The 22,114-nt window shown below is 73.2% G+C and carries 15 protein-coding genes; 10 read left to right on the top strand and 5 right to left on the bottom strand.

Annotated elements, in window-relative coordinates; translation table 11 throughout:
* Positions 1-84: 84 nt before the first annotated feature.
* The 6 genes from ACWCHM_RS18400 to ACWCHM_RS18375 all read left to right on the top strand — a co-directional run bounded on the left by ACWCHM_RS18400 (position 85) and on the right by ACWCHM_RS18375 (position 7,388).
* On the top strand, positions 85-1,110 hold the full coding sequence (locus tag ACWCHM_RS18400; protein ID WP_421488963.1) for a methyltransferase: 1,026 nt from the start codon (positions 85-87) through the stop codon (positions 1,108-1,110).
* A 231-nt stretch (positions 1,111-1,341) separates the two neighbouring features.
* Positions 1,342-2,361 carry a polyprenyl synthetase family protein gene (locus ACWCHM_RS18395; protein WP_454219140.1) on the top strand — a complete coding sequence of 340 codons (1,020 nt, stop codon included), beginning with the start codon at positions 1,342-1,344 and terminating at the stop codon, positions 2,359-2,361.
* Positions 2,358-3,395: a UbiA family prenyltransferase gene (locus ACWCHM_RS18390; RefSeq protein WP_454219139.1), complete on the top strand. Its 1,038-nt coding sequence runs from the start codon at positions 2,358-2,360 to the stop codon at positions 3,393-3,395. Before ACWCHM_RS18395 ends, ACWCHM_RS18390 begins: the two co-directional genes overlap by 4 nt.
* Positions 3,392-5,092 (top strand): prenyltransferase/squalene oxidase repeat-containing protein, encoded by a 1,701-nt coding sequence (locus ACWCHM_RS18385; protein ID WP_454219138.1) that lies wholly within the window; start codon positions 3,392-3,394, stop codon positions 5,090-5,092. The genes ACWCHM_RS18390 and ACWCHM_RS18385 overlap by 4 nt, the downstream gene beginning before the upstream one ends.
* Entirely contained in the window at positions 5,089-6,372 is a 1,284-nt protein-coding gene (locus ACWCHM_RS18380; protein WP_454219136.1) for an FAD-dependent oxidoreductase, read from the top strand. Before ACWCHM_RS18385 ends, ACWCHM_RS18380 begins: the two co-directional genes overlap by 4 nt.
* Positions 6,369-7,388: an aminotransferase class I/II-fold pyridoxal phosphate-dependent enzyme gene (locus ACWCHM_RS18375; RefSeq protein ID WP_454219135.1), complete on the top strand. Its 1,020-nt coding sequence runs from the start codon at positions 6,369-6,371 to the stop codon at positions 7,386-7,388. The genes ACWCHM_RS18380 and ACWCHM_RS18375 overlap by 4 nt, the downstream gene beginning before the upstream one ends.
* Before the next feature lie 37 nt (positions 7,389-7,425).
* Here the strand turns inward: ACWCHM_RS18375 and ACWCHM_RS18370 are convergent, their stop codons facing one another.
* From ACWCHM_RS18370 to ACWCHM_RS18355, 4 genes are all read right to left on the bottom strand, one after another.
* Entirely contained in the window at positions 7,426-7,854 is a 429-nt protein-coding gene (locus ACWCHM_RS18370) for a hypothetical protein (protein WP_454219134.1), read from the bottom strand.
* A gap of 205 nt (positions 7,855-8,059) precedes the next feature.
* Positions 8,060-9,280, bottom strand: a complete 1,221-nt coding sequence (locus tag ACWCHM_RS18365) for an AAA family ATPase (RefSeq protein ID WP_454219133.1) — start codon at positions 9,278-9,280, stop codon at positions 8,060-8,062.
* A gap of 28 nt (positions 9,281-9,308) precedes the next feature.
* Positions 9,309-10,250 carry a 2-hydroxy-acid oxidase gene (locus tag ACWCHM_RS18360; protein ID WP_454219132.1) on the bottom strand — a complete coding sequence of 314 codons (942 nt, stop codon included), beginning with the start codon at positions 10,248-10,250 and terminating at the stop codon, positions 9,309-9,311.
* Positions 10,251-10,311: 61 nt separating this feature from the next.
* The gene (locus tag ACWCHM_RS18355) at positions 10,312-11,256 is read right to left on the bottom strand and encodes a 3-oxoacyl-[acyl-carrier-protein] synthase III C-terminal domain-containing protein (RefSeq protein ID WP_281899304.1); all 945 of its coding nucleotides are present in this window, start codon (positions 11,254-11,256) and stop codon (positions 10,312-10,314) included.
* 168 nt (positions 11,257-11,424) lie between these two features.
* Here ACWCHM_RS18355 and ACWCHM_RS18350 point away from each other — a divergent pair, with 168 nt between their 5' ends.
* The 4 genes from ACWCHM_RS18350 to ACWCHM_RS18335 all read left to right on the top strand — a co-directional run bounded on the left by ACWCHM_RS18350 (position 11,425) and on the right by ACWCHM_RS18335 (position 16,258).
* Positions 11,425-12,606: a glycosyltransferase gene (locus ACWCHM_RS18350; RefSeq protein ID WP_421488957.1), complete on the top strand. Its 1,182-nt coding sequence runs from the start codon at positions 11,425-11,427 to the stop codon at positions 12,604-12,606.
* Between the two features lie 79 nt (positions 12,607-12,685).
* A complete protein-coding gene (locus ACWCHM_RS18345; protein ID WP_281899300.1) occupies positions 12,686-13,666 on the top strand; it encodes an ATP-binding cassette domain-containing protein in 981 nt (326 codons plus the stop codon).
* A gap of 25 nt (positions 13,667-13,691) precedes the next feature.
* Complete coding sequence (locus ACWCHM_RS18340) at positions 13,692-14,456, top strand: ABC transporter permease (protein ID WP_204957214.1); 765 nt, start codon at positions 13,692-13,694, stop codon at positions 14,454-14,456.
* Positions 14,457-14,644: 188 nt separating this feature from the next.
* Positions 14,645-16,258 carry a class I adenylate-forming enzyme family protein gene (locus ACWCHM_RS18335; protein WP_454223107.1) on the top strand — a complete coding sequence of 538 codons (1,614 nt, stop codon included), beginning with the start codon at positions 14,645-14,647 and terminating at the stop codon, positions 16,256-16,258.
* Positions 16,259-16,448: 190 nt separating this feature from the next.
* Here the strand turns inward: ACWCHM_RS18335 and ACWCHM_RS18330 are convergent, their stop codons facing one another.
* The gene (locus ACWCHM_RS18330) at positions 16,449-21,914 is read right to left on the bottom strand and encodes an ATP-binding protein (RefSeq protein WP_454219131.1); all 5,466 of its coding nucleotides are present in this window, start codon (positions 21,912-21,914) and stop codon (positions 16,449-16,451) included.
* Positions 21,915-22,114 lie beyond the last annotated feature (200 nt).

The following is a 22,114-nucleotide window of genomic DNA, read 5'->3' as shown; positions in this document are numbered from 1 at the left end:
CGCCGTCGCGCCGTCCCTGGGAGCATTCGGGCCGGCGGAGGCCACGGCCATCGTGGACGCGCGGCGCGACGGGGGGCTGTCCCGGTGACGATCGAGACCTCGACCGATGACGATCCGGCGGCCCGGCTCGGCCGGCTGACCGACCTGGCCACCCCGTTCGCCGTACGCACGGCGGTCACCCTGCGGGTGCCGGAGCGGATCGCGGCCGGCGTGACCGGTCTGGACAAGCTGGCCGCCGCCTGCGACGCCGACCCGGAAGCGCTCGGCCGGCTGCTGCGCTACCTGGTCCACCGGGGTGTGTTCGTGGAGACCGCGCCTGACGTGTTCGCGCTGACCGACGTCGGCGAGCTGCTCTGTGAGCGCGACGGCGGCGGCCACGGCGGCTACCTCGACCTCGACGGTCTCGGGGCGCGGATGGACCTCGCCTACACCGGGCTGCCGCACGCGGTACGCACCGGCGGACCGGGCTACCAGGCGGTGCACGGGCGGGACTTCTGGGCCGACCTCGACGCGCACCCGGCCTACCGGGCCTACTTCGACGCGTTGATGCTCAGCCAGCAGCGGTTCACCGCGCCGCAGGTGGCGGCGCTCTACCCGTGGCGGCGGGTGGGCCACGTGACCGACGTCGCCGGGGGTGCCGGCGGGTTGCTGCGGGAGCTGCTGACGACCCACCCGCACCTGCGGGGCACCCTGGTCGACCGCGACGAGCCGGTGGCCACGGCGACCGCGACGTTCGCCGCGCACGGGCTGACCGACCGGGTCGACGCCGTGGTCGGGGACTTCTTCGCCGAGCTGCCGGCCGGGGCCGACGTGTATGTGGTGTCCCGGGCGTTGACCGACTGGAGCGACAGGCACGCGACGGCGATCCTGCGCCGGTGCGCCGAGGCGGCCGGGCGCACCGGGCGGGTGCTGGTGGTGGAGGTGCTGCCGACCGACCCGTACGTGCCGCACCGCTCGCCGTACGACCTACAGATGCTGGTGCTGGTGGGTGGCCGGGAGCGGGGGGTGCCCGAACACGTGGCACTCGCGGCGGCGGCGGGGTTGAAGCCGGTCGGGACCTACCGCGGGACCGGGGGACTGACCCTGTTGGAGTTCGCTGTGGACGCCTGATCGGCCCGACCGACGATCCGACGTTCGTACCTGTTTTCGCGGTGCCGTGTGACGCACGGTGAGCAGTTCAGCGGATTTCTCTGGCATCGACCGATTTGCCGGTGAATAGGTTTGTGATATTCGTGTTTCTCCATAGCCGGAGCACTTTTCCGAAGGTTGTTCATGGACGGACCGGCAGGTAACGTCTCGCGTGCCGGCTGGGCCGAGCCTTTGCGAAAGGGTCGACACGCTATGACGGTTACTGGTTTCACGCGCTATCCGCCCTTTATCGACGACCTTGCCCGCAGCGAATCGGGACGACTGCTGCACGCGGAACTCGAACGCCGGTGGCCGGAGTCGACCGACCAGTTGGTCGGCATCGCCCGCTACGCCCTCCTGCCGGCGGGCAAGCTGCTCCGTCCGATGATGACGCTGCACGCGGCGGAGGCGGTGGGCGGTTCACCTGCCGACGTCCTGCCGGCCGCGCTGGGGATGGAGTACCTGCACGTCGCGACGCTCGTGCACGACGACATCATCGACGCCGACACGCTGCGCCGGGGCCGGCCCGCGGTGCCCGTCGCCTTCGGCATCCCCAACGCCATCGTGGTGGGTGACCACCTCATCTTCACGGCTTTTCAGTCCATTGTGGAATCCGGGGTGACCGTGCCGGCCGGGCACGTCGCCGCCGCCGTGGCGGCCCTGGCCGAGGCCGGTCGGGACCTGTGCCGGGGGCAGCTGCTCGAAACGCAGCTCGTCGGCGACCTCGACGAGGGCGCCCGCTGCTACCCCGAGATGATCCGGCTCAAGACCGGCGCGCTGTTCCGCGCCGTGTGTCACGTCGGCGCGCTGCTCGGCGGCGCCGAACCGCAGGTCGCCGCCGCACTGGCCCGCTACGGCGAACACCTCGGCATCGCCTTCCAGATCCGCGACGACCTGCTGTCCTACGTGGCCACCCCGGAACAGACAGGAAAGCCGGCCACCAGCGACCTCAACAACGGCCGACCCACCCTGCCGCTGCTGCTCGCCTACGACGCCGCCACCGACGCCGCCCGGGTGGAACTGATGGCGGTGCTGCACCGGCGCGGAGCCGGCCCGGGGGATGTCGAGTGGGTCGCCGACCTGCTCGCCGAGGTCGACGCGGTGCGCAGCGCCCGCCGGCAGATGGCGGGGCACGCCGAGCGGGCACTGGCCGAGCTGGCCGGGCTCACCCCGTCCCCCAGCGCCACCGTGCTCGCCGGTATCGCCCACTGGATGACGAGCGAGACGGCGTGAGCGCGACCGGTTCGGTACGGGCGTTGCGGGCACACGTCGAGACCTGGCGGCCGTACACCCTGTGGTACGTCGGGCTGGTCGGCCTCGCCGGCGCGGCCCTGGCCGACGGGCCGCACCACCCGTGGCTGCTGCTGTCGGCCTGGGCCGCCCCGACCGCCGGCTGGCTCGGCGGCCACTACCTCGGCGACTACTTCGACCGGGAACTCGACGCCGGCAGCAAGCCGCACCGGCCGATCCCGTCCGGTCGGCTGGCCGCCCGTACGGCGCTGTGGTGCGGCTGCGCCTGCTTCGCCGTCCTCGCGCTGCTGGCGGTGCTCGGCGGCTGGGGCACCACCTCGGCGGCGGTGCTCGGCGCGTTCGGCATCGTCGCCTACAGCCGCTGGTTCAAGGCGCGCGGCATCGCCGGCAACCTGGTCCGGGGCGCGCTCGGCGCGATCGCGCTGCTCTACGGCACGCTGACCGTCGGGCTGTCCCCGCAGCAGCCGTCGGCGCTGCCGGTGCTGCTCGCCTCGATTGTCGCGTTCTGGTCGCACGACACGATGTCCAACCTGGTCGGCGCGCTGCGCGACATCGACGGTGACCGGGCCGGCGGCTACCGCACCCTGCCGGTACGCCGGGGCACCCCGTTCGCGGTCCGTACCGTGCTGGCCCTCTACGCCGGCACCGTCGTCGCCGCGCTGGCCGCCGGGCTGCTGGCCGGGCCGGCCCGGCGGGCCGGCTACCTGGCGACGCTCGCCGTCGTCGTGGCGCTGGGGGTCGCCGCCCTGGCCCCGCTCGTCGCGCACCGCGCCGACATGCCGGTGCTGGTGGCGTTGCGGGCGCACGCCGTCCTGGTGGTCGAGCGGGTGGTGCTGGCCTCGGCCCTGGTCGGGCTGGGGCTCGGGATCGGCGTGCAACTGCTGCTGGCGGTGCCGATGGTCGCCCTGACCTGGTGGGCGCAGCGGACGATGCGCGCCGGGCACGAACTCGGCACCGGACGACCCGCGCTGGCGCTGGCCACCCCCCGTCGAGCCGCCATGGAGGACGTGTCATGACCGCTGTGCCCACCGAGGCCCTCGACCGGGCCATCACCCGCGGCGCGGAGGCGCTGCTGCGCCGGCAGCGCCCCGACGGGGTGTTCGGCGACGACCCGCCGGCCTCGGTGCTGGGCACCGCGGGCACCGTGGCCGCCCTGCACGCCGCCGACCCGGTGGGCAGCGCCGACCTCGTCGACGCCGGCACCTCATGGCTGCGCCGGCAGCAGCACGACGACGGCGGCTGGGGCGGCGTGGTGGGGGCCGACAGCGAGGTCGTCGCCACCGCCGTCGCGGTCGCCGCGCTGGCCCTGACCGCACCCGAGGCCAGCGCCGAGGCGATCACCGCCGGCCGCGCCCGGCTGGCCGCGATGGGCGGCGTCGACACGGTCACCGACCCGGCCATCTCACTGCTCTGCCGGCAACTGCTCACCATGGCGGGGATGACCGCCGAGGCGGGCCCGCTGCGCCGGCTGCCGCTGGAGATCGTCCTGTTCGACCGGGTCCGCCGCCAGCGCCTGTCGTTCCGTACCGCGCCGTTCATCGGGCTGGCCCTGATGCAGGCCGATCTGCTGCCGACCGGCCGGCTGCGTCGGGCCACCCTGCGGCGGGCCCGACCGGCGGCGCTGCGGCTGCTGCGCGCGATCTACGACCACGAGGGCCGCACCGGCGCGTTGAGCGAGGACCCGTGGCCGGCCGCCCTGGTGCTGCTCGGCCTGGCCCGCTCCGGCGAAGCCCCGGACATCGCCACCGCCGTGGTGGGCTGGCTGCGCCGCGCGGTACGCCCCGACGGTGCCTGGGACGCGGTGACCAACCTCGACCTGACCCGCTCCGGGTACGCGGTGACCGGGCTGATCGCCGCCGGGTACGCCGCCGACCCCCGGCTGCGCCCCACCCGCGAGTTCTTCCACGCCACCCGCAAGCCGACCGCGTTCACGGTGCTGGACGTGCCGCCGGGCGGGTGGAGCTACTCCAACGTGGGCGGTTGGCCGGTGACGCTGGAGTCCGCCGAGATCCTGTCGGCGCTCGCCGGCTACCCCGACGCCGACACCGACCCGGTGCTGCGCGGCGGCCTGGACTGGCTCGTCGGCCGGCAGGACAGCCGGGGCTCGTGGAGCCTGTGGGTGCGTGACACCAAGCTCGCCAACGACGGCCCCTGCCCCGCCATCACCAGCCAGGCCGTGCACGCCCTGCACGACGCGGGGCACCCCGACGACCACCCGGCGATCGCCGCCGGGGCGGCCTGGCTGCTGACCGCCGCGCGCCCCGACGGCAGCTACGAGAACCTGTGGTACCGCGACCACACCTCCGGCACGGCGGTGGTGGTGGCCGCGCTGTGCCGGGTCGGACACGCCCGGCACGACGTGGTCCGGCGGGCGGTGCGCTGGCTGCGCGACACCCAACTGCCCGACGGGTCGTGGGGGCCGGGCGACGGCACCGCCGGGTCGGTCGAGGAGACCGGCTGGGCGGTTCAGGGGTTGCTGGCCACCGGCGACCCCGGGCACGCCGACGCTGTCGACCGGGGGGTCTCCTGGCTGCTCGCCGCCGCCGGGCCCGACGGCGGCTGGCCGGCCACCCGGGTCTGCAACTACATCCGCCACCACCTGCGCTACCCCAACGCGGTGATCACCCAGGCGGTCGCGCTGCGGGCACTCGGTGAGTACCGGCGTACCGTCGCCGGGCGGGCGGACGTCGCACCCGGCGCGGTCGCCCGATGAACGCCGACGTCGTCGTGGTCGGTGCCGGGGCCGGCGGCCTGGCCGCCGCCCGCGCGCTCGGCGCGCGCGGCCTGCGGGTGCTGGTGCTCGACCGGCAACGCACCCCCGCGTCGATCGCCAAGGGCGAGATCCTGCAACCCGAGACGGTACGCATCCTGGACGGCTGGGGCGTGCTCGACGCCCTGCGGGCCACCGGCGCGTGCCCGGTCGACCAACTGGCCATCCGCGACCCGCAGGGCGGCCCGCTGCTCGCCCTCGACTACGGCACCCTGCCCGGCCGGTACCGGCAGATCCTCTGCGCCGACTACGGCGACCTGCGTGCCGTGCTCGCCGACGGGCTGCCCGCCAGCGTCGAGATCCGGTGGGGGCAGCGGGTCACCGGCCCGCTGCGCGCCGCCGACGGCCGGGTCACCGGGGTCCGGGTCGCCGGCGGCGACGGCGAGCAGGAGATCCGGGCGGCGCTGGTGGTCGCCGCCGACGGGATGTCCTCACCGCTGCGCAAGGCCGTCGGCATCGACGTCGAGCGGCGGGAGTACCCGCACGGCCTGGTCGCCTTCGACGTGCCCGGGGTCCAGGTGGCCGACGAGGTGTCGGCCTACCGCACCGGGCGCGGGCTGTGCCTGGTCTACCCGCTGCCCGGCGGGCGGTGCCGGGTCTACGTGCAGGTGACCCCGGACGAGTTCCGCGGCCGCAGCGCCGCCGACCTGGCCGACTGGTGCGACCGGCTGCTCGCCGAGGTGCCCGCGATCCGGCCGCTGGGGACGGCGCTGCGGGCCCACCTGGACCGGCGGCAACTCCTCGCGGTCTACCGGCTGCGGGCGGCCCGGCTGACCGTGCCGGGGCTCGCCCTCCTCGGCGAGGCCGCCCACGCGGTGCACCCGATGGCGGCGCAGGGTGTCAACAGCTCACTCACCGACGCCGAGACCCTGGCGGCCACCCTCACCGCCGACGGGGGCCGCCCCGACGACGCCGGGGTGGACCGGGCACTGCGGGACTACGACGCCGCGCGCCGGCCCCACCTCGACCACGTCGCCACGGTCAGCCACAGCGCGGCCCGCATGCTCACCAGCGTCTCCGGGCTGCCCCGGCTGCTCGGGGGGCGGATGATGCGGCGTACCGCGGCCAACCCCCGGTTGCTCGCGCTCACCGCCGGCAACCTGTCCGGCACGACCGTCAGGCCGCTGTCCCCGGTCGACCGGATGTACCAGCTCGGGCTGCTCGTCGACCGGCACGCCCACCAACCCGTCCCGCCGGCCCCGCAACGAAGTGAGCGACGATGACCACTGCGACCACCGTCGGCACCCAGCCACCGGCCGACCTGTCGATGAACGAGACGCCGTACCCGCCGCTGCCGAGCATCAGGCGGATCGTCGAGGACGGTGCCGCCGCCCTCCAGCGGTACCCGGACCGGACCGCCGCCGCGCTGCGGGGGGCGCTTGCCGCGCGGCTGGGCGTGGGACCGGAGTCGATCCTCGTCGGGCCCGGTTCGGCCGGGCTGTGCCAGCACCTCGTCCAGGCGCTCGGGCCGCGCCCGGAGGTGGTGCACCCGGCGCTGTCCTTCGAGGGCTACCCGCTGATCATCGGCAATGTCGGGGCCCGGGGCGTACCGGTGCCGATGGACGGCTACCGCCACGACCTGCCGGCGATGGCCGCCGCCGTGACCGACCAGACCCGGTGCGTGCTGCTGTGCAACCCCAACAACCCGACCGGCGCGGTGCTGCACCGCGACGAGATCGAGGCGTTCCTGGCCCGGATCCCGGCCGACGTACCGGTGATCATCGACGAGGCGTACCGGGAGTTCGTCACCGACCCGCAGGTGCCCGACGGGATGGACCTGTTCCGCGCCCACGACAACGTCTGCGTCCTGCGGACCTTCTCCAAGGCGTACGGGCTGGCCGCGCTGCGGGTCGGCTACGCGGTGGTGCCACCCCGGGTGACGCCGCTGGCCGGCATGGTGGGCGCGGTGTTCTTCCCGAACAGCCTGGCCCAGGCGGCGGCGGTGGCGAGCCTCGACGAGGCGGTCACCCCCGAACTGACCCGACGCTGCGCCGAACTGGCGGCGTCGCGTACCCGGCTGATCGACGGTCTGCGTGGCCTCGGCCTCACCGTGGCCCCCAGCGAGGCGAACTTCGTCTGGCTGCCGTTGGGGGAGCGGGCGGTGCCGTTCGCCGAGCAGGCCCGCGACGCCGGCATCCTGGTGATGGCCCTGCCCGGCGCGGGGGTCCGGATCACCGTCGGCACCGACGAGGCGAACGCCCGGCTGTGCGCCTTTGTCCAGAGCACCTGGCCCACGTGACCGCGAGGTCGGAGCGTGGGCTTCGGGAAGACGCTTTCTACAGCTGCTTGACCTTGTCGAGAAACGTCTCCCAACTGGCGCTGCGGGCGAACCAGGGAGGCGTCAGCTGGCCGAGTGCCACGATTCTCTGGGCGATGGCGATGCTGTCGGCCTCCGTGTAGGTCTGGAACGACGGTCGTGCGCCCGGCGGTGTGACCGCCTTCTTGAGCTCTTCCTTCGCGTTGCGGATCCTGCCGACGTCCCGTCCGGCGAACTGGTCCGGTCGACGCCACGTGGGACGGACGGCGTGGACCGCGTCGGGGAACAGGAACCACCAGGTCTCGATCTCCCACGCGGGCACGATCGCGACCACCGGCCAGCGCAGCGACCGGTGGCTGTCCTCGATCTTCGCGATCAGCTTCTGGTGTGCCGGCTCCACTTCGTCGGCATCCTCGTGCATGAGGACCGCGCGGATCGGCGTCCGCACGTCGACGGCCCGCAGCAGAGCCGCGGCCTCGGCAGCCGCTGCGGGGGCACGTTGCGTACCAGCGACATCGGCTTGCGGAGCGGCCTGAGGGCTCCGCGGGGGATGTCCGGGCGCAACGCGGCCACCAGGATCTGAATCGTCCTGCGGTCGTTGTCGTCTTCACCGAGGATCACCACCACCGAGCGGTTATCACCTCGTCTCGCGGTCATTCTGGGCAGCCCCCGAGAGCGCCGGAGAACCACAGCTCACCCAGCCCGAGCTCGCCGTGTAGTTCCTGCTCCATGGCCTTGACAGCTTCGGGAGGAATCGCGGGGATCTTCGACGCGGCGTCCGCGCCCCGCTCACACACGATGAGTTCGTCCGGCGTCAGCCGGTTGACCAGCGGGGGGGAGTGGGTGGCGATCAGGAACTGCGTGCGTCCGGACGCCTCGCGCAACAGCTCTACCAGGCGGTCGAGGATGTGCGGGTGCAACCCGTGGTCTATCTCTTCGATGCAGGTCAGTCGTGGCGGCGACGGGTCGTAGAGCAGCGAGAGCAGCGCGAGGGCGCGGATGGACCCGTAGGAGGCCTCCTGCAGCGTGGTCGCCCCGGACAGGCCTTGCTCCACCAGGGTGAGGACCGTTCCTTCACCGGCACCGCCGATGGCGGTGAACTGAAGACGTTCGAGACCGGGAATGAACGCACGGGCGTCGCGTTGCAGCGCGTCGAACCGATCGGGGTGCCGGTCGGCGAGGAAGGCGAGGAAGGCCGCGAGGTTGCTCGCGTCATCGTGTAGACGCTCACTCGCACGTTCCTGTGATGGTTGCCGCGCGGCGGCGACGTCGACATCGAAGACGCGGAAGCTGGCGAACATGTCAGCCAGGGCCTCGACCTGCTCGCCGCCGTCCTCGGGGCTGAGCTTGGGCAGGGTGGACAGGCCGAGCGAACCTTCCCGCAGGCTGGCGGTGTCCTCACCGCCCTCCGGCTTGTGGAAGGTGATCAGGCCACCCTTGACCGTGATGCGTCGGCCCGGACCGGCTGTCCGCTTGAACGCGAAGCTCTCGGCTCGCCGTAGGTAGTACCGCTCCCTCTCGCTGCGACCCGACTTGAGCTTGTCGGATGAGAACTCCAGCGTGTAAGTGTCGGTCGCCTTCAAGGAACTGTTTCTGGTGACTGCGGCCTCTACCTCGATGCTGATCGTCTGCCGCGCCCCCCGCGCGTCCCGGAAGGCCACCCGATCGAATCCCGCGCGGCGGTCGAGCGCCGGTGCCAGGTCGGCCCGGGTGGCGTCGCCCAGGAACGCGATGACGTCGAGGAAGTTCGACTTGCCCGCGCCGTTGGGGCCGACGAGCACGTTCAGCGCCCCCAGACGCACCTCGACGTCGCGGAGGCTCCGGAAGTTGGTCACCTTCAGCCGGAGTAGGTAGGGGGGACGCCGGACAGCCACGCCCGCAGCGTACCCGGTGGATCTCCGTCTAGGCGGTCGGCGCGGCCCGGGTGATGGCCGCGTCGCCAACCGGGCGGGTGGGGGTGGTCTGCCAGCCGGTCAGGCAGAGGTAGCGCAGGTCGGGGTCGTAGTCGGCGGTCAGCACCGGCCGGGACCGGTCCGGGTCGGCGGCGAGGACGTCGAGCAGGGTCCACCACGGTCCGGTGACCGGCTGCCCCGGCGGGGCGACGGTCACCCCGTCGGTCGGGTGCGTCGGCCAGGCCGCCGCGAGGTCGGCACCGAGCACCAGCCGGGCGTCGGGCCGGCCCGCTGACAGCGCGGCCAGTTCGGACCCGGCCAGCGCGGCGACGTCGCCGGCCGCCACGTCGGCATGCTGGCGGAGCACCGTCATCCGGGCCGGGGCGTGCGCCACGTCGCCGGTGTGCTCCGGCACCGCCCCGGCCCCCGGGGCGGTGCGGCAGAGCATGCCGACCGCCTGCTGCCGGGTCGGGGCGGGCGTCGGCGTGCGGTACGGCAGCACGGCCTGGTCGACGGCGATCACCAGGGCCGTCGTGCCGCCGCCGGAGGAGGCATACGCGTGGGCGAGCCGGAGACCGCTGACGACCGCCGCCGGGCCCTGGTCGCAGACGGCGAAGGAGAGCGGCGTCCCCGGGCAGAGGTGGCTCAGGTAGGTGGCGGTGGCCCGGCCGGGCAGCACGTCGTGCCGGGCGAACGCCAGCACGAGCAGGTCAACCGGTTCCTCTGCCGGCACGAGCGCCCCGATCAGCGCCTCGGCCATCTCCGCGTGGGACCGGCCCGGCGCGTCCTGCCCCGGGCCGTCCGGCAGTTCCAGCCCGTACGGTCGGGCGAGGTCGGCCAGGTAGCGGGCGGACCGGGCCCGCTGGTCCGGGTCGGCCAGCAGCGTGGCCGGCCCGGTGAAGACCCGGCGGGCGGCCCGGATCAGGTGCAGGTCGGTCGACGGGACCGCCATCACGGTGCTCCTTCCTCGGTGTCCGGTTCCTCGACGCCCGGCAGTGGGCGGGGTCGCGGGGTCAGTGCGCGAAGACCATCGCGGCGAAGGTCGCGCCCTCGCCGGCGCCGACCGCCGCGACCAGGTAACGGTCACCGGGGCGCAGCAGGCCGCGGTCGCGGGCGGTCAGGTAGTTGGTGAACGCGTCCGCGCAGAAGACGTGGCCGGTCTCCCGGACGTTGTCCAGCAGCACCCGGTCACGCGGGAACCCGAGCAGCCGGCTGAGCCGCTGCCAGGTCACCACGTTGACGTTGTGGGGCAGGATCAGCCGGATGTCGTCGAGGTCCACCCCGGCGACCGCCAGTGCCCGTCCGATCACCTCGGCCAGCGCCGGCCGGTACTCGCGCTGGAACTGCGCGCCGGACGCGCCCCCGGCGACGTCGAACTCGCCCCGCTGCCGGCAGGCGTAGCCGAGCAGCCGGTCCCGGGGGCCGTCGAGGCTGACCAGGCACGCCGACGCCCCCTCGCTGAACACCGAGGTCTCCGGGATGAACTGGGCGTCCCGGGTGAACGCCTTCTCGGCGGTGAGCACCAGCGCAAGCGGTCCCTCGCCCGGCGGGTGCGGCCCCGGCTCGGCGGCCAGCAGCCGACCGGCCATCTCGACGGCGAGCAGCGCGCTGGCACAGGACTGCTGGGTCAGGGTGAAGGCGACCGCGTGGCCGAGCCCCAGCGCGCGGCACACGTCGTGCAGCGGGTTGACCGGGTACGGCACCACGACGGGGAACGCCCGCCCGTACAGGACGAACCGGACCCGGTGTTCCTGCCCGCGTAGGGCGGTGAGCCCGGTCGCGGCGTCGCGCAGCAGGTCGGTCAGGGACCGGTCGGGATCGCGGCGTACCTGGTCGAGGCCGTGGAACCGGCGGAACAGCCGGACCTGCATCTCGGTCAGCTCCAGCGGGCCGGCCAGGCTCTCGATCGGGACGCGGTGCGGCGGCAGGTGGACCGCGACCGCGTCGAGCGCCGTCATGCCGCCGGTGCCCGGGTCGACCGGGGGTGCCCGGCGACCGGTCCGCGCCCCGCCCGACCGGTGCGCAGCACAGTGGACGGTTGCACCCGGGAACGTTGCTCGTGGACCGCCACGGCGAGAATCCCATCAGCGGCGTCCGTCGCTGTCAACGCGTGCCAGAATATCGACGTGGCCCGCTTCCTGTTCGTCGTCCTGCCGGTGGCGTCGCATCTCAACGCCCCGCTCGCCATCGGTCAGGCGCTCCAGGCCGCCGGGCACGAGGTGGCGTGGTGCGGTCCCCGCAGCGACCTGCGTCCGCTGATCGGCCCCGACGCGACGCTCTACCCGACCGGCAAGCGGTACTTCCGCCTCGACGGTGAGACCGGCATGGCGTCGGTACGCAGCCTCTGGGAGGGCCACGTGCTGCCGGTCAACCGGTTCATCCGGGACACCGTCGACCGGGCGGTCGCCGACCACCGGCCGGACGTCGTCGTCGTCGACCAGTACGCGCTGGCCGGCGCGTTGGCCGCCCACCGGCACTCGGTGCCGTGGGCGACCTTCTGCGTGGGCACGCTGGAGCTCACCCCGCCTGACCTGCCCGGGTTCGCCGACCACGTACGCGCGCAACTGGCCCGGGTCTGGGCGATGACCGACCTGCCCGTGGACGAGTCGATCGACCTGCGGTTCTCGCCGTACCTGGTGATCGGGCTGACCGGGACGGCGCTGACCGGCGCGACGCCACTGCCGGCGCGGTGCGTGCTGACCGGCCCGGCCCTGGGCCACCGCCCCGACGCGCCGGCCTTCGACTGGGACGCCTGGGACCCGGCCCGCCGGCACGTGCTGGTCACCGTCGGGACGATGGCCGAGCACCTGGCCCGGGACTTCTACCAGCGGATGATGGCGGCGACGGCGGCGCTGGCCGACCGGGTGCAGGTGGTGGTGACCGCCTCGCCCGACGTGCTGCCCGACCCGCCCGTGCACGTGCTGGCCGCCCCCCGGGTGCCGGTGCTGGAGCTGATGCCCCGGCTCGACGCGCTGGTGTCGCACGGTGGGCTGGGTACGGTGACCGAGGCGTTGGCGCACGGTGTGCCGGTGGTGGTCGCGCCGATCCGGCACGACCATCCGACGGTGGCCCGTCAGGTGACCGAGGCGGGCGCCGGCATCGAGGTCGGGTTCGCCTCGGCCACCCCGGCGGACCTCACCGCCGCGCTCACCGCCGTGCTCGACGAGCCGGGCTACCGGGCGCAGGCCCGCCGGGTGGGCGAGTCGTTCGCCGCAGCCGGTGGCGCCGCCGCCGCAGCCCGGCACCTCGCCGCCCTGGCCGCGCGGCCCATCGACCATTGTCCTGCGGGTACGGCCACACTAGCCTGACCTGACGCACCCGCACGGGTGTCGCCGTCCACCGTCGACACCCCGGTGGCCCGGCGTCGTCCCCGTCCGAGGAGGCTCGATGATCGAGGCCACCGGCCTGCGCAAGTCCTACCGGGTCGGCCGTGGCCGTAACGCCACCACCGTCGAGGCGGTGCGCGGGGTCGACTTCGCCGTGCAGCGGGGCGAGATCGTCGGGTTCCTCGGCCCCAACGGCGCGGGCAAGTCCACCACCATGCGGATGCTGGCCACCCTCATCCGCCCGGACGGGGGCCGGGCGACGATCGCGGGTGTCGACCTGCTGCGCGCCCCGGCCCAGGTGCGCCGGCAGATCGGCTTCGTGGCCCAGGCCAGCGGCACCTACGACGACTCGACCGCCCGCCGGGATCTGGTGCTCCAGGCCCGGCTGTACGGCTTCGGCAAGGCCGAGGCGCAGCGCCGGGCCGAGGCGGCGATCGGGGCGTTCCAGCTCGACGACTTCGCCGACCGCCGGATCAGGACGTACTCCGGGGGGCAGCGGCGGCGGCTCGACGTGGCGCTCGGGGTGATCCACTCGCCGCAGGTCATCTTCCTCGACGAGCCGACCGCCGGGCTGGACCCGCCGAGCCGGGTACGGATGTGGCAGGAGGTCCGGCGGCTGCGGGCGGAGGGCATGACGGTCTTCCTCACCACCCACTACCTCGACGAGGCCGACACCCTGTGCGACCGGCTGTCCATCATCGACGGTGGTCGGATCGTCGCCGAGGGAACCCCGTCGGATCTCAAGCGGGAGATCTCCGGAGATGTGGTCGCGATCGACCTGACCCGCGCCGACGTGACGGACGGCCCGGTCGACGCCGACCTGCCGATCGCCACGAAACTGCTCACCGAGCAGCCGTACGTGCACTCGTCGGAGGCGGTCGACGGCACCCTGCGGCTCTATGTGGACAGTGCCGCGACGGCGATTCCGCAGATCATGCGCACCCTGCTCGGGCGGGGGATCGAGCCCGGGGCGATCGAGGCCCGTCGGCCCAGCCTCGACGACGTCTTCCTGGCCAAGACCGGCCGCCCGCTTCAGGAGTGACCCGGCCGGTACGAGAGGAGCCGCAGTGAAACTGGTCCGCGACACCTGGCTGATCTTCCAACAGGAGGTCGGCCTGATGGTGCGCAACCCGGTGATGGTGGCGTTCAGCCTGGCCCAGCCGGTCACCTACCTCATCCTGTTCGCCCCGTTCCTCAAGGTGGTGATGGTCGACCGGGGCGCCTCCTCGTACGCCGACGCCTACCGCATCTACGTGCCCGGCCTGTTCGTGGCGATGGGCCTGTTCGGTGGCCTGTTCGCCGGGTACGGGCTGCTCAGCGCGCTGCGCGCCGGCATCATCGACAGGTGCCGGGTGACCCCGGTGAGCCGGACCGGCCTGCTGCTGGGCCGGGCGCTGATGCACGTCTGCCTGAACGTGGTGCAGGCGGTGATCATCACGATCGTGGCGTTGCCGTTCGGGTTGCGGGTGCACCTGGGCAACCTGCTCATCTCATACGCGCTGCTGTCGGTGATGGTGCTGCTGAGCACGTCGATCTCGTACGACATCGCGCTGCTGGTGCGCAACGAGAACAGCCTCGGCGTGCTGGTGAACACCGTCGGCCAGCCGATCTCCCTGCTCGCCGGGGTGCTCATCCCGCTGGTGCTGGCCCCACTGTGGATCCAGCGGGTCGCGTTCTGGAACCCGTTCTCCTGGGCGACCAACGGCATGCGGGCGTTGTTCGACGGGCAGCTCGCCGAACCGGTGGTCTGGCAGGGCGCCCTCATCATGATCGTGCTGGCCGCGGTCAGCCTGGTCTGGTCGTCGCACCTGTTCAACCGCGAGGTCTCCTGAACCCGGCCGGCGTCGACCGGCCCGGTGCGACCAGGATTGATGTTGGCCATTGTCTGCAGGTGATCGGCGCTCTAGCCTGAGCGTGTCCCCGATCGGCCGCTGCGCCGGGGTGCGGCGACCGTGAGCGTGCCAGGTGAGGAGACAACGCGTTGGGTGCCGACAACTTCCGGGCGACGCTCGCGGCCGACATGGAGCTGGGGGCCGGCAACGTGCTGCTCCGGCTCGCCGAGCACGGTGCCGACCCGGACCTGCCCCGGGTGACCTTCGACGTCGACGTGGACGGCATCCCCGCCTGGACGCCGCTGTCGCTGGCCACCCTCACCGAGCGGGTCGCCGCCCGCGCCGACTGGTTCCGGCAGCGCGGCATCGGCCGGCGCGACCCGGTCGCGGTCTATGTGACGTCCGCGCCCGACGTGTTCCTCAACTTCTTCGCCCTCAACCGGCTCGGCGCGATCCCCGCCCTGATGAACGGCAACATGCCTATCGAGTTGGCGGCCGAGTTCATCAGGCGGCTGCGCGGCGTCGGGGTCGTCGTCGACGCCGACCACGCCGCGCTGCGCGAGCACGACCTCGGGGTGCCGATCCTCGGCGACGCCGCCGAGACCGGCACCGGTGACCCCGGCCAGGCCCCGCCGCACTACCGTCACCACCCCGAGGACCCGGTCGCCATCACCCACTCGTCGGGCACCACCCGGGTGCCGGCTGCGATCGTCCACTCGCACCACGGGCTGTTCGCCGCCATCCGGGCCGTGCGGCTCACCGAGTCCCGCCCGTACGGCGAGGTGCGCGAACTGTCCGTCCTACCGGCCGCGCACACCGCCGGCATCATCACCGTCAACCAGGCGCTCTGCAACGGTTACCAGCTGCTGTACCTGTCGGCGCAGGGCGGCCCGTTCGCGCGCAGCGCCGAGACGATCCTGGACGCCATCGAACGCTGGCGGCCGACAGGCGTCTTCGGCTTCGCGGTGACCTGGTCCGAACTGGCCCGGCACGACCTGAGCACCCGCGACCTGAGGTCGGTGCGCAACTGGTTCAACACCGGGGACTGCGCCCACGAGTCGCACATCCGGCGGCTGGTCGCCGTCGGCAGCCACCCGGCGTACACCCGGCAGGGCATGGTCGACGTGCCGGGGTCCAAGTTCGTCGACATGCTCGGCTCCACCGAGATGGGCCACGGCGCATTCCGGATCAGCCACCGCCTCGGCAGCGACCACTACGACCGCTGCGTCGGCAAGCCGTACCCGTTCGCGCAGATCGCCCTGCTCGACGTCACCACCGGCGAGGAGGTCCCCGAGGGGCAGGTGGGGCACGTCGGGCTCAAGTCGCCGACGCTGGCGCTCGGCTACTGGAACGACTCGGTCAACACCTTCCGCACCCGGCTGAACGGCTACTACCTGACCGGTGACCTGATGTACCGCGACCCGGACGGCAACTACCACCACGTCGACCGGGCCAGCGACGCGGTCGACCTGGGCGACGGCAACTGGCTCTACACGGCGCTGTCCGAGGAGCGCATCCTCAAGCACTGCCCCGACGTACGCGACTGCACGGTCATCGCGGTGCGGGAGGACGACGACCGCATCGTCACCGAGGTGCTGCTGCTGCTCGCCGACGACGCCGATCCGGCGCTGGACCGCGCCGACCGGGTCCGCGCCGCGCTCGGCCCGGTGGTCGGCGCGACGCTGCGGCGGGTGGTCACGGTGCCCGACGACGGTGTGGTGATGGGGCCGACGGGCAAGGTCCGCAAGTTCCTGATGCGCCAGCGGCTGCTGGCCGACGCCGGGGCACCCGCCACGCGCTGACGCCTGCACACCGGTGGCTCGTCGGCCGGCTGGCCCGTCCCGACGTCAGGATGCACTGAGAAGCGTTATGCCGCAGCGTCATGTTTATGACGCTGCGGCATAACGCTGTCCACGACAATCACTCCCCGGCCGGTCGGCTCCGGCAGCTAGGGCCGCAGCCGTCGACCGCCGGCAGACCCGCCGGCCGACGTCACCGCAGTCGGGACTCGATCGCCTCGATGATGCGGGGACGCAGCTCGGCGGCCCGGATCACCGCGTCGACCGAGCCGACCTCCACCGCCCGCCCGATGTTGTGCACCCGGTCGAACTCCGCCGCCACCTCGCCGAGCTTCTCCGCGCGGACCGCCGCGCGGGTCTCGTCGAGTTCGGCGGTGAGCGCCGCCCGCTCGGTGCCGGTGGCCGCCGCGACCCGCGACTCCAGGTCGCGCACCCGCAGGTCGGCTGCGGTACGGGCGTTGACGTCGCCGGAGAACACCACCGCCGCTGCCGGGGCGCCGCCGAGCACCGAGGCGAACGAGCCCTCCAGCGCCAGCACCGTCATGTTGGGGTTCAGCGCCTTGGAGAAGACCACGAACGCCCCACCGTGGTAGCGGGAGATCACGCAGAACACGATCGGCCCACGGAAGTTGACGATCGCCCGGCCGATCTCGGCCCCGTACTCCAGTTGCAGCTTGCGCATCGACTCGGGCGAGCCGTCGAAGCCCGACAGGTTGGCCAGCACCACCAGCGGCCGGTTGCCGCTGGCCGCGTTGATCGCCCGCGCGGCCTTCTTGGACGAGCGCGGGAACAGGGTGCCCGCGGTGTAGGTGTCCGGGCCGTCGGTGGGCGGGAAACCCCGCCGGGGCACCGACCGCGACTCGATGCCGAGCAGGCAGACCGGGATGCCGCCCAGGTGCACGTCCTGCACCACCGCGGTCTCCGCGTCGGCCATGCCCGCCCACCGCTCCAGCACCGGGTGGTCCTGGTCGGACAGCGCCCGCATCACCGTACGGATGTCGAACGGCTTCTTGCGGTCCGGGTTGGCGGCGGCGGAGAAGATCTCGCCGACGGTGGTGAAGTCGCTGCCCGCCACGGTGTGCGGGAAAATGGAGACGTCCCGGTCGACGGGGTCGGCGGTGGTCGCCCGGCGCGGGGCGTCCTCCCCGGGCGCGACGTACGTGTGGTCGTAGTACGACATCAGCACGTCCCGGGCGGCCGTCAGGTTCGGCGCCCAGTACTGCGCCTGCCCGTTCGGGCCCATCACCCGGTCGTAGCCGCCGATGCCGAAGTTGTCCTCGGCGGACACCCCACCGGAGAAGTCCAGCGACTGCTTGCCGGTGAGCACCATCGCGGCCTCCGGCGTCATCACCAGGATGCCCCGGGTGTGCATGAGCATCGTCGCCTCGGCGTTCCAGTACGGCTGGGCACCCACGTTGATCCCGGCGACCACGATGTTGATCTCGCCGCCGTCCTGGGTGAACTCGACGATCCGCTTGAGCGCCGCCGCCACCCAGTCCATGTTCTCGGTGCCCGACGTCATCGAGATCCGCGCGCCGGCCGACAGGGCGTACCACTCCAGCGGCACCCGCAGCCGTTCGGCCAGGTCCAGGGCGGCGATCACCCGCCGGCACTCGGCCTCGGAGAGCGCGCCGAGCGACTTGGTCGGGTCGCCCAGCAGCACCACCCGGGTCACCCCCTGCGGGTGCCTCGGCGTCGGCGTGGTGACCACACCCGCGACGATCGCCGCCGTGTTGCGCCCCCGGGGCCGGTCCACCGGCACCAGCGCGTGGTCGTCGTCGAGGTCGTGTTCGACGAACTGGCCGAGCATCCCGGTCAGCTCGTACGGGTAGACCGTGTTGCGGCTGCTGGCCCGCAGCACCTTGAGCCGGTAGTCGTCGAGCGGCTCCACCGGGTCGACAGGCGGCTCACCCATGGTCAGCTCGGCCCCGCCGGTGGCGTCGAACGCGATCCGCACCGCGATCTTGTTCAGTTCGCCGGTGCGGCGGTCGCGCTGGCGCGCGATGAACAGGATCTCCTCCAGCCCCGCGCCGACGGTCGTCGGGCGGACCCGCTCGGCGATCATCTCCATCTCCTCGCGGGTCAGGTCGCTCGGCGGCCAGACGTAGATGACGATCCGGTTGGTGTTGAAGCGGGTCTTGGACGGGCGGCGGGTCTGCGCCCGGCGGATCGAGTCCAGGCAGGTGGCGACGATGTCCTCGGCCGTGGGCAGGGCCACCAGCCGCCCGTCGTGCTCGCGCAGCGCGGTGAGGTCGCGTACCTGGGCGAACGCGACGAGCCGCTCGTCGGACGGGTTCTCCCGCGCGACGGCCTGGAAGAGGTAGACCTCCTCGTCCGACGACGGCAGCCGGGTCAGGTCGAACTTACGCAGCCGCTCCAACTGCATCCGCTGCGCGATGTACGGGTGCAGGCCACGGATCAGCCGCTCCTCGCTCATCCCCGTGCTCGACGGACGGAACGTGAAGTGGTGGTGCATCACCGCGCCGCCGCGCCCCGCGACGGTGGTGGTGAGCCGGCGGACCTGGGCCGGCAGCGGGTGCGCGTTGACGACCTCCAGCAGCGCGGCGGCCATCGCGTCGAAGTCCTCCGGCTGGTTCTCCCAGCCGAGATAGATGTCGGCGTCGACGGCCGAGCCGTCCCCGGCCAGTTCGGCGAGCCCGCGCAGCGCGTCGCCCAGCGCGTCGAAGCGGACTGCGGCGGAGAGCAGGCTGGAGTCGGCCCGTTCGGCCACCACGAACGTGCAGTCCGCCACCCGGCGGGTCCGCACGTCGGCCAGGCCCTTGTTGCCGTAGTACCGCCGGGTCAGCACCTCCAGCATCACCGCGTTGTCCAGGTGGTCCCGCACGAGCCGCTGGCCGAGCACCCGGACCAGGGGTTCGGTGCTGCGGACCATCTCCGCGACCCGCTCGGTACGGTCCGCCGCGTCCGGGTGCGCGTCGAGGTGACGCAGGTGCCGGCGGACCGAGGCGTACAGCCGGGCCCGGTTGCGCAGCAGCAGCGGCTGGGCGAACCAGGCGAAGACCACCCCGCGCGCCAGGTCGGCGACGACCGGGAAACGCACCTGCGTCGCCGCCACCAGCCGCTCCAACGCGAGGCCGGCGGGCTCGCGCAGCACCGCGTCCGGCGGCGGCTCACGCAGCCAGGCGCGCAGCAACGTCGCGATGACCGTCGCGTCGGTGGCCGCCCGCTGCTGGGCCAGGAAGATCCGGAACACGGCGGCTTCGAGGGCGGGGGAGCGGTCCAGCTCGGTGACGCCGTAGTGGCCGAGCGCCTTGGCCAGCTTGGCCTGGAAGTGCGCCGGCAGACCGGCCCGCTCGACGTCGAGGCTCTGCAGGTAGGTGTGGAAGTACTCGCGGGCGCTGGGGACGTGGTTGTCGCCACTGACGTCCTCCCCGGTCAGCCGGTTGCGGCTGAGTTCGGCGAGGTCGGCGAAGACGTCGACGAGATCGATCTCCTCGGCCAGTGGGCGGTGGCCGTCCTCGATGGCGGCCCGCCGTGCGGCGAGGTACTCGTCGAGCACCCGGCCGTCGTCGTGCGGGTCCACGTCGAAGCCCAGCAGCAGCCCACGGAGGTCCTCCTGGCCGCGTCGGGACCGCTCGATCGCCGGGGCCTGGTCGGGCGCGGTGGGCAGGTCCAGGGCGACGGGCGGGGCGGCCTCGGCACCCGCGGCGTCGTCGGCGTCGTCGCCGAGCGGCTCCAGCCGCAGCAGCGCCGCGCCGGCCTCCACCTGGCTGCCGACGGAGACGTCGCACTCCTTGAGGCGGGCCCGGAACGGTGCCCGCAGCACCGTCTCCATCTTCATCGCCTCCAGCACCAGCACCGGCGCGCCCGCCTCGACCTCGGCGCCCACCTCCACCGGGGTGGCGACGACCAGCGCGGGCATCGGCGAGCGGACCACGCCGCCCTCGTCACGGCCGACCCGGTGGGTCACGCCGTCCACCTCGACCAGGTGGATCGCGCCGTGGGTGCCGGTGAGCAGCCGGTACCGGGCGCCGTTGACGGCGATCTGCCCGGTGTGCCGGTCGAACCGGTCCAGCTCGACGTCGGCGGTGTGCACGTCGCCGCCGGCCTCGATGCCGACCCGGAACCGGTGCGCGCCGACCCGGGCCACCCGCATCCGGTAGCCGACGCCGCGCAGCTTGAGGTCCAGCGGCCGGCCGCTGACGTGCTGCACCTGCGGGCGGCCACCGAACGCCGTCGACAGCAGCCGCTGCTGTTCGGCCTGCTCCTGCTCCTCGTACGCCTCGATCGCGGCGGCGGCGAGCGCGACGGCGGAGTGCCGGTGCGACACGAGCCGGCCCTCGGCGCGTACCCGGTCGATCCAGCCGGTGTCGGCGCTGGCATCGATCACCTCGGGCTGGTCGAGCAGGTCGAGCACGAAGCTCTTGTTGGTCGCACCGCCCTCGATGATCACCGTGGTCTCGGCCATCGCCCGGCGCAGCCGGCCGAGCGCCTCGTCCCGGTCCCGCCCGTACGCGATGATCTTCGCGATCATCGAGTCGAAGTCGGCCGGGATGGTGTCGCCCTCGCTGACCCCGGTGTCGACCCGGATGCCGGGACCCGCGGGCAGGTCCAGCCGGGCGATCCGGCCCGGGGCGGGGGCGAAGTCGCGGTCCGGGTCCTCGGCGTTGAGCCGGGCCTCGATGGCGTGCCCACGCTCCACCGGCGGCACGCCGTCGAGCCGGCCGCCCGCCGCGACGTGCAACTGCGCCTTGACCAGGTCGAAGCCGGTGGTCAGCTCGGTGATCGGGTGCTCCACCTGGAGCCGGGTGTTGACCTCCAGGAAGGCGAACAGCCGGTCACCGGGGTGGTAGAGGAACTCGACGGTGGCGGCACCCCGGTAGCCGACCGCGACGGCCAGCCGTTCGGCCGAGGACTTGAGTTCCGCCGTCTGCTCCGGACCGAGCACCGGCGAGGCCGACTCCTCGATGACCTTCTGGTTGCGTCGCTGCACCGAGCAGTCCCGTACGCCGAGCGCCCAGGCGGTGCCCTGACCGTCCGCGATGACCTGTACCTCGACGTGCCGGGCACCGGTGACCAGGCGCTCCAGGAACACGATGCCGCTGCCGAAGGCGCGCGCCGCCTCCTGGCTGGTGCGCTGGTAGGCGTCGGCCAGTTCGGCGTCGCTGGTGACCACGCGGATGCCCCGGCCGCCGCCGCCGGCGGTCGCCTTGAGCATCAGCGGGTAGCCGATCTCGGCGGCGGCGGCGATCGCGGCCTCCAGGGTCTCCACCGCGCCCCGGCTCCACGGCGCGACCGGCACGCCGACCTCCTCGGCGATCAGCTTCGCGCCGATCTTGTCGCCGAGCTTGCGCATCGCGTCCGGGCTGGGCCCGACGAAGGTGATGCCGATCTTCTCGCACAGCTCCGCGAAGGCCGGGTCCTCGGCGACGAAACCCCACCCGACCCACGCCGCGTCGGCCCCGGTCTCGACCAGGGCGTGCTCCAGCCGCTTCAGGTCGAGGTACGGCCGGGAGGACGCCGGACCCAGGTCGTAGGCGATGTCGGCCTCGCGGACGAAGGTCGCGGTGCGATCGACGTCGGTATAGAGGGCTACTGTTTCGATCGGAGTGTCGGTCTGCGCGGCCAGCTCTCGGACCGCGTGAATGAGGCGCATCGCGGCCTCACCCCGGTTGACGATGGCGACACGGCTGAACACCCGACCGACTCCTCCGGTAGATCCACGAGTACGCGCCGCAAGGCATCGACCCCCGACAGCGATCACCCTTCCGCGTGCCGGCCGGTAGCGCCATGTCGTAATCACCGAACCCTGAGCGGTGACCGTTGTAGGAAACCCACAAAAGTTTTTGGTCTTTCCCCGCCCGGACGAGGTTGTTGCGGCACCCGCCGCAGGTCGGC

Source organism: Micromonospora sp. SCSIO 07396 (genome assembly GCF_053667945.1).
The sequence above is the reverse complement of the archived record's forward strand: the minus strand, read 5'-3'. Positions and strand labels throughout refer to the sequence as shown.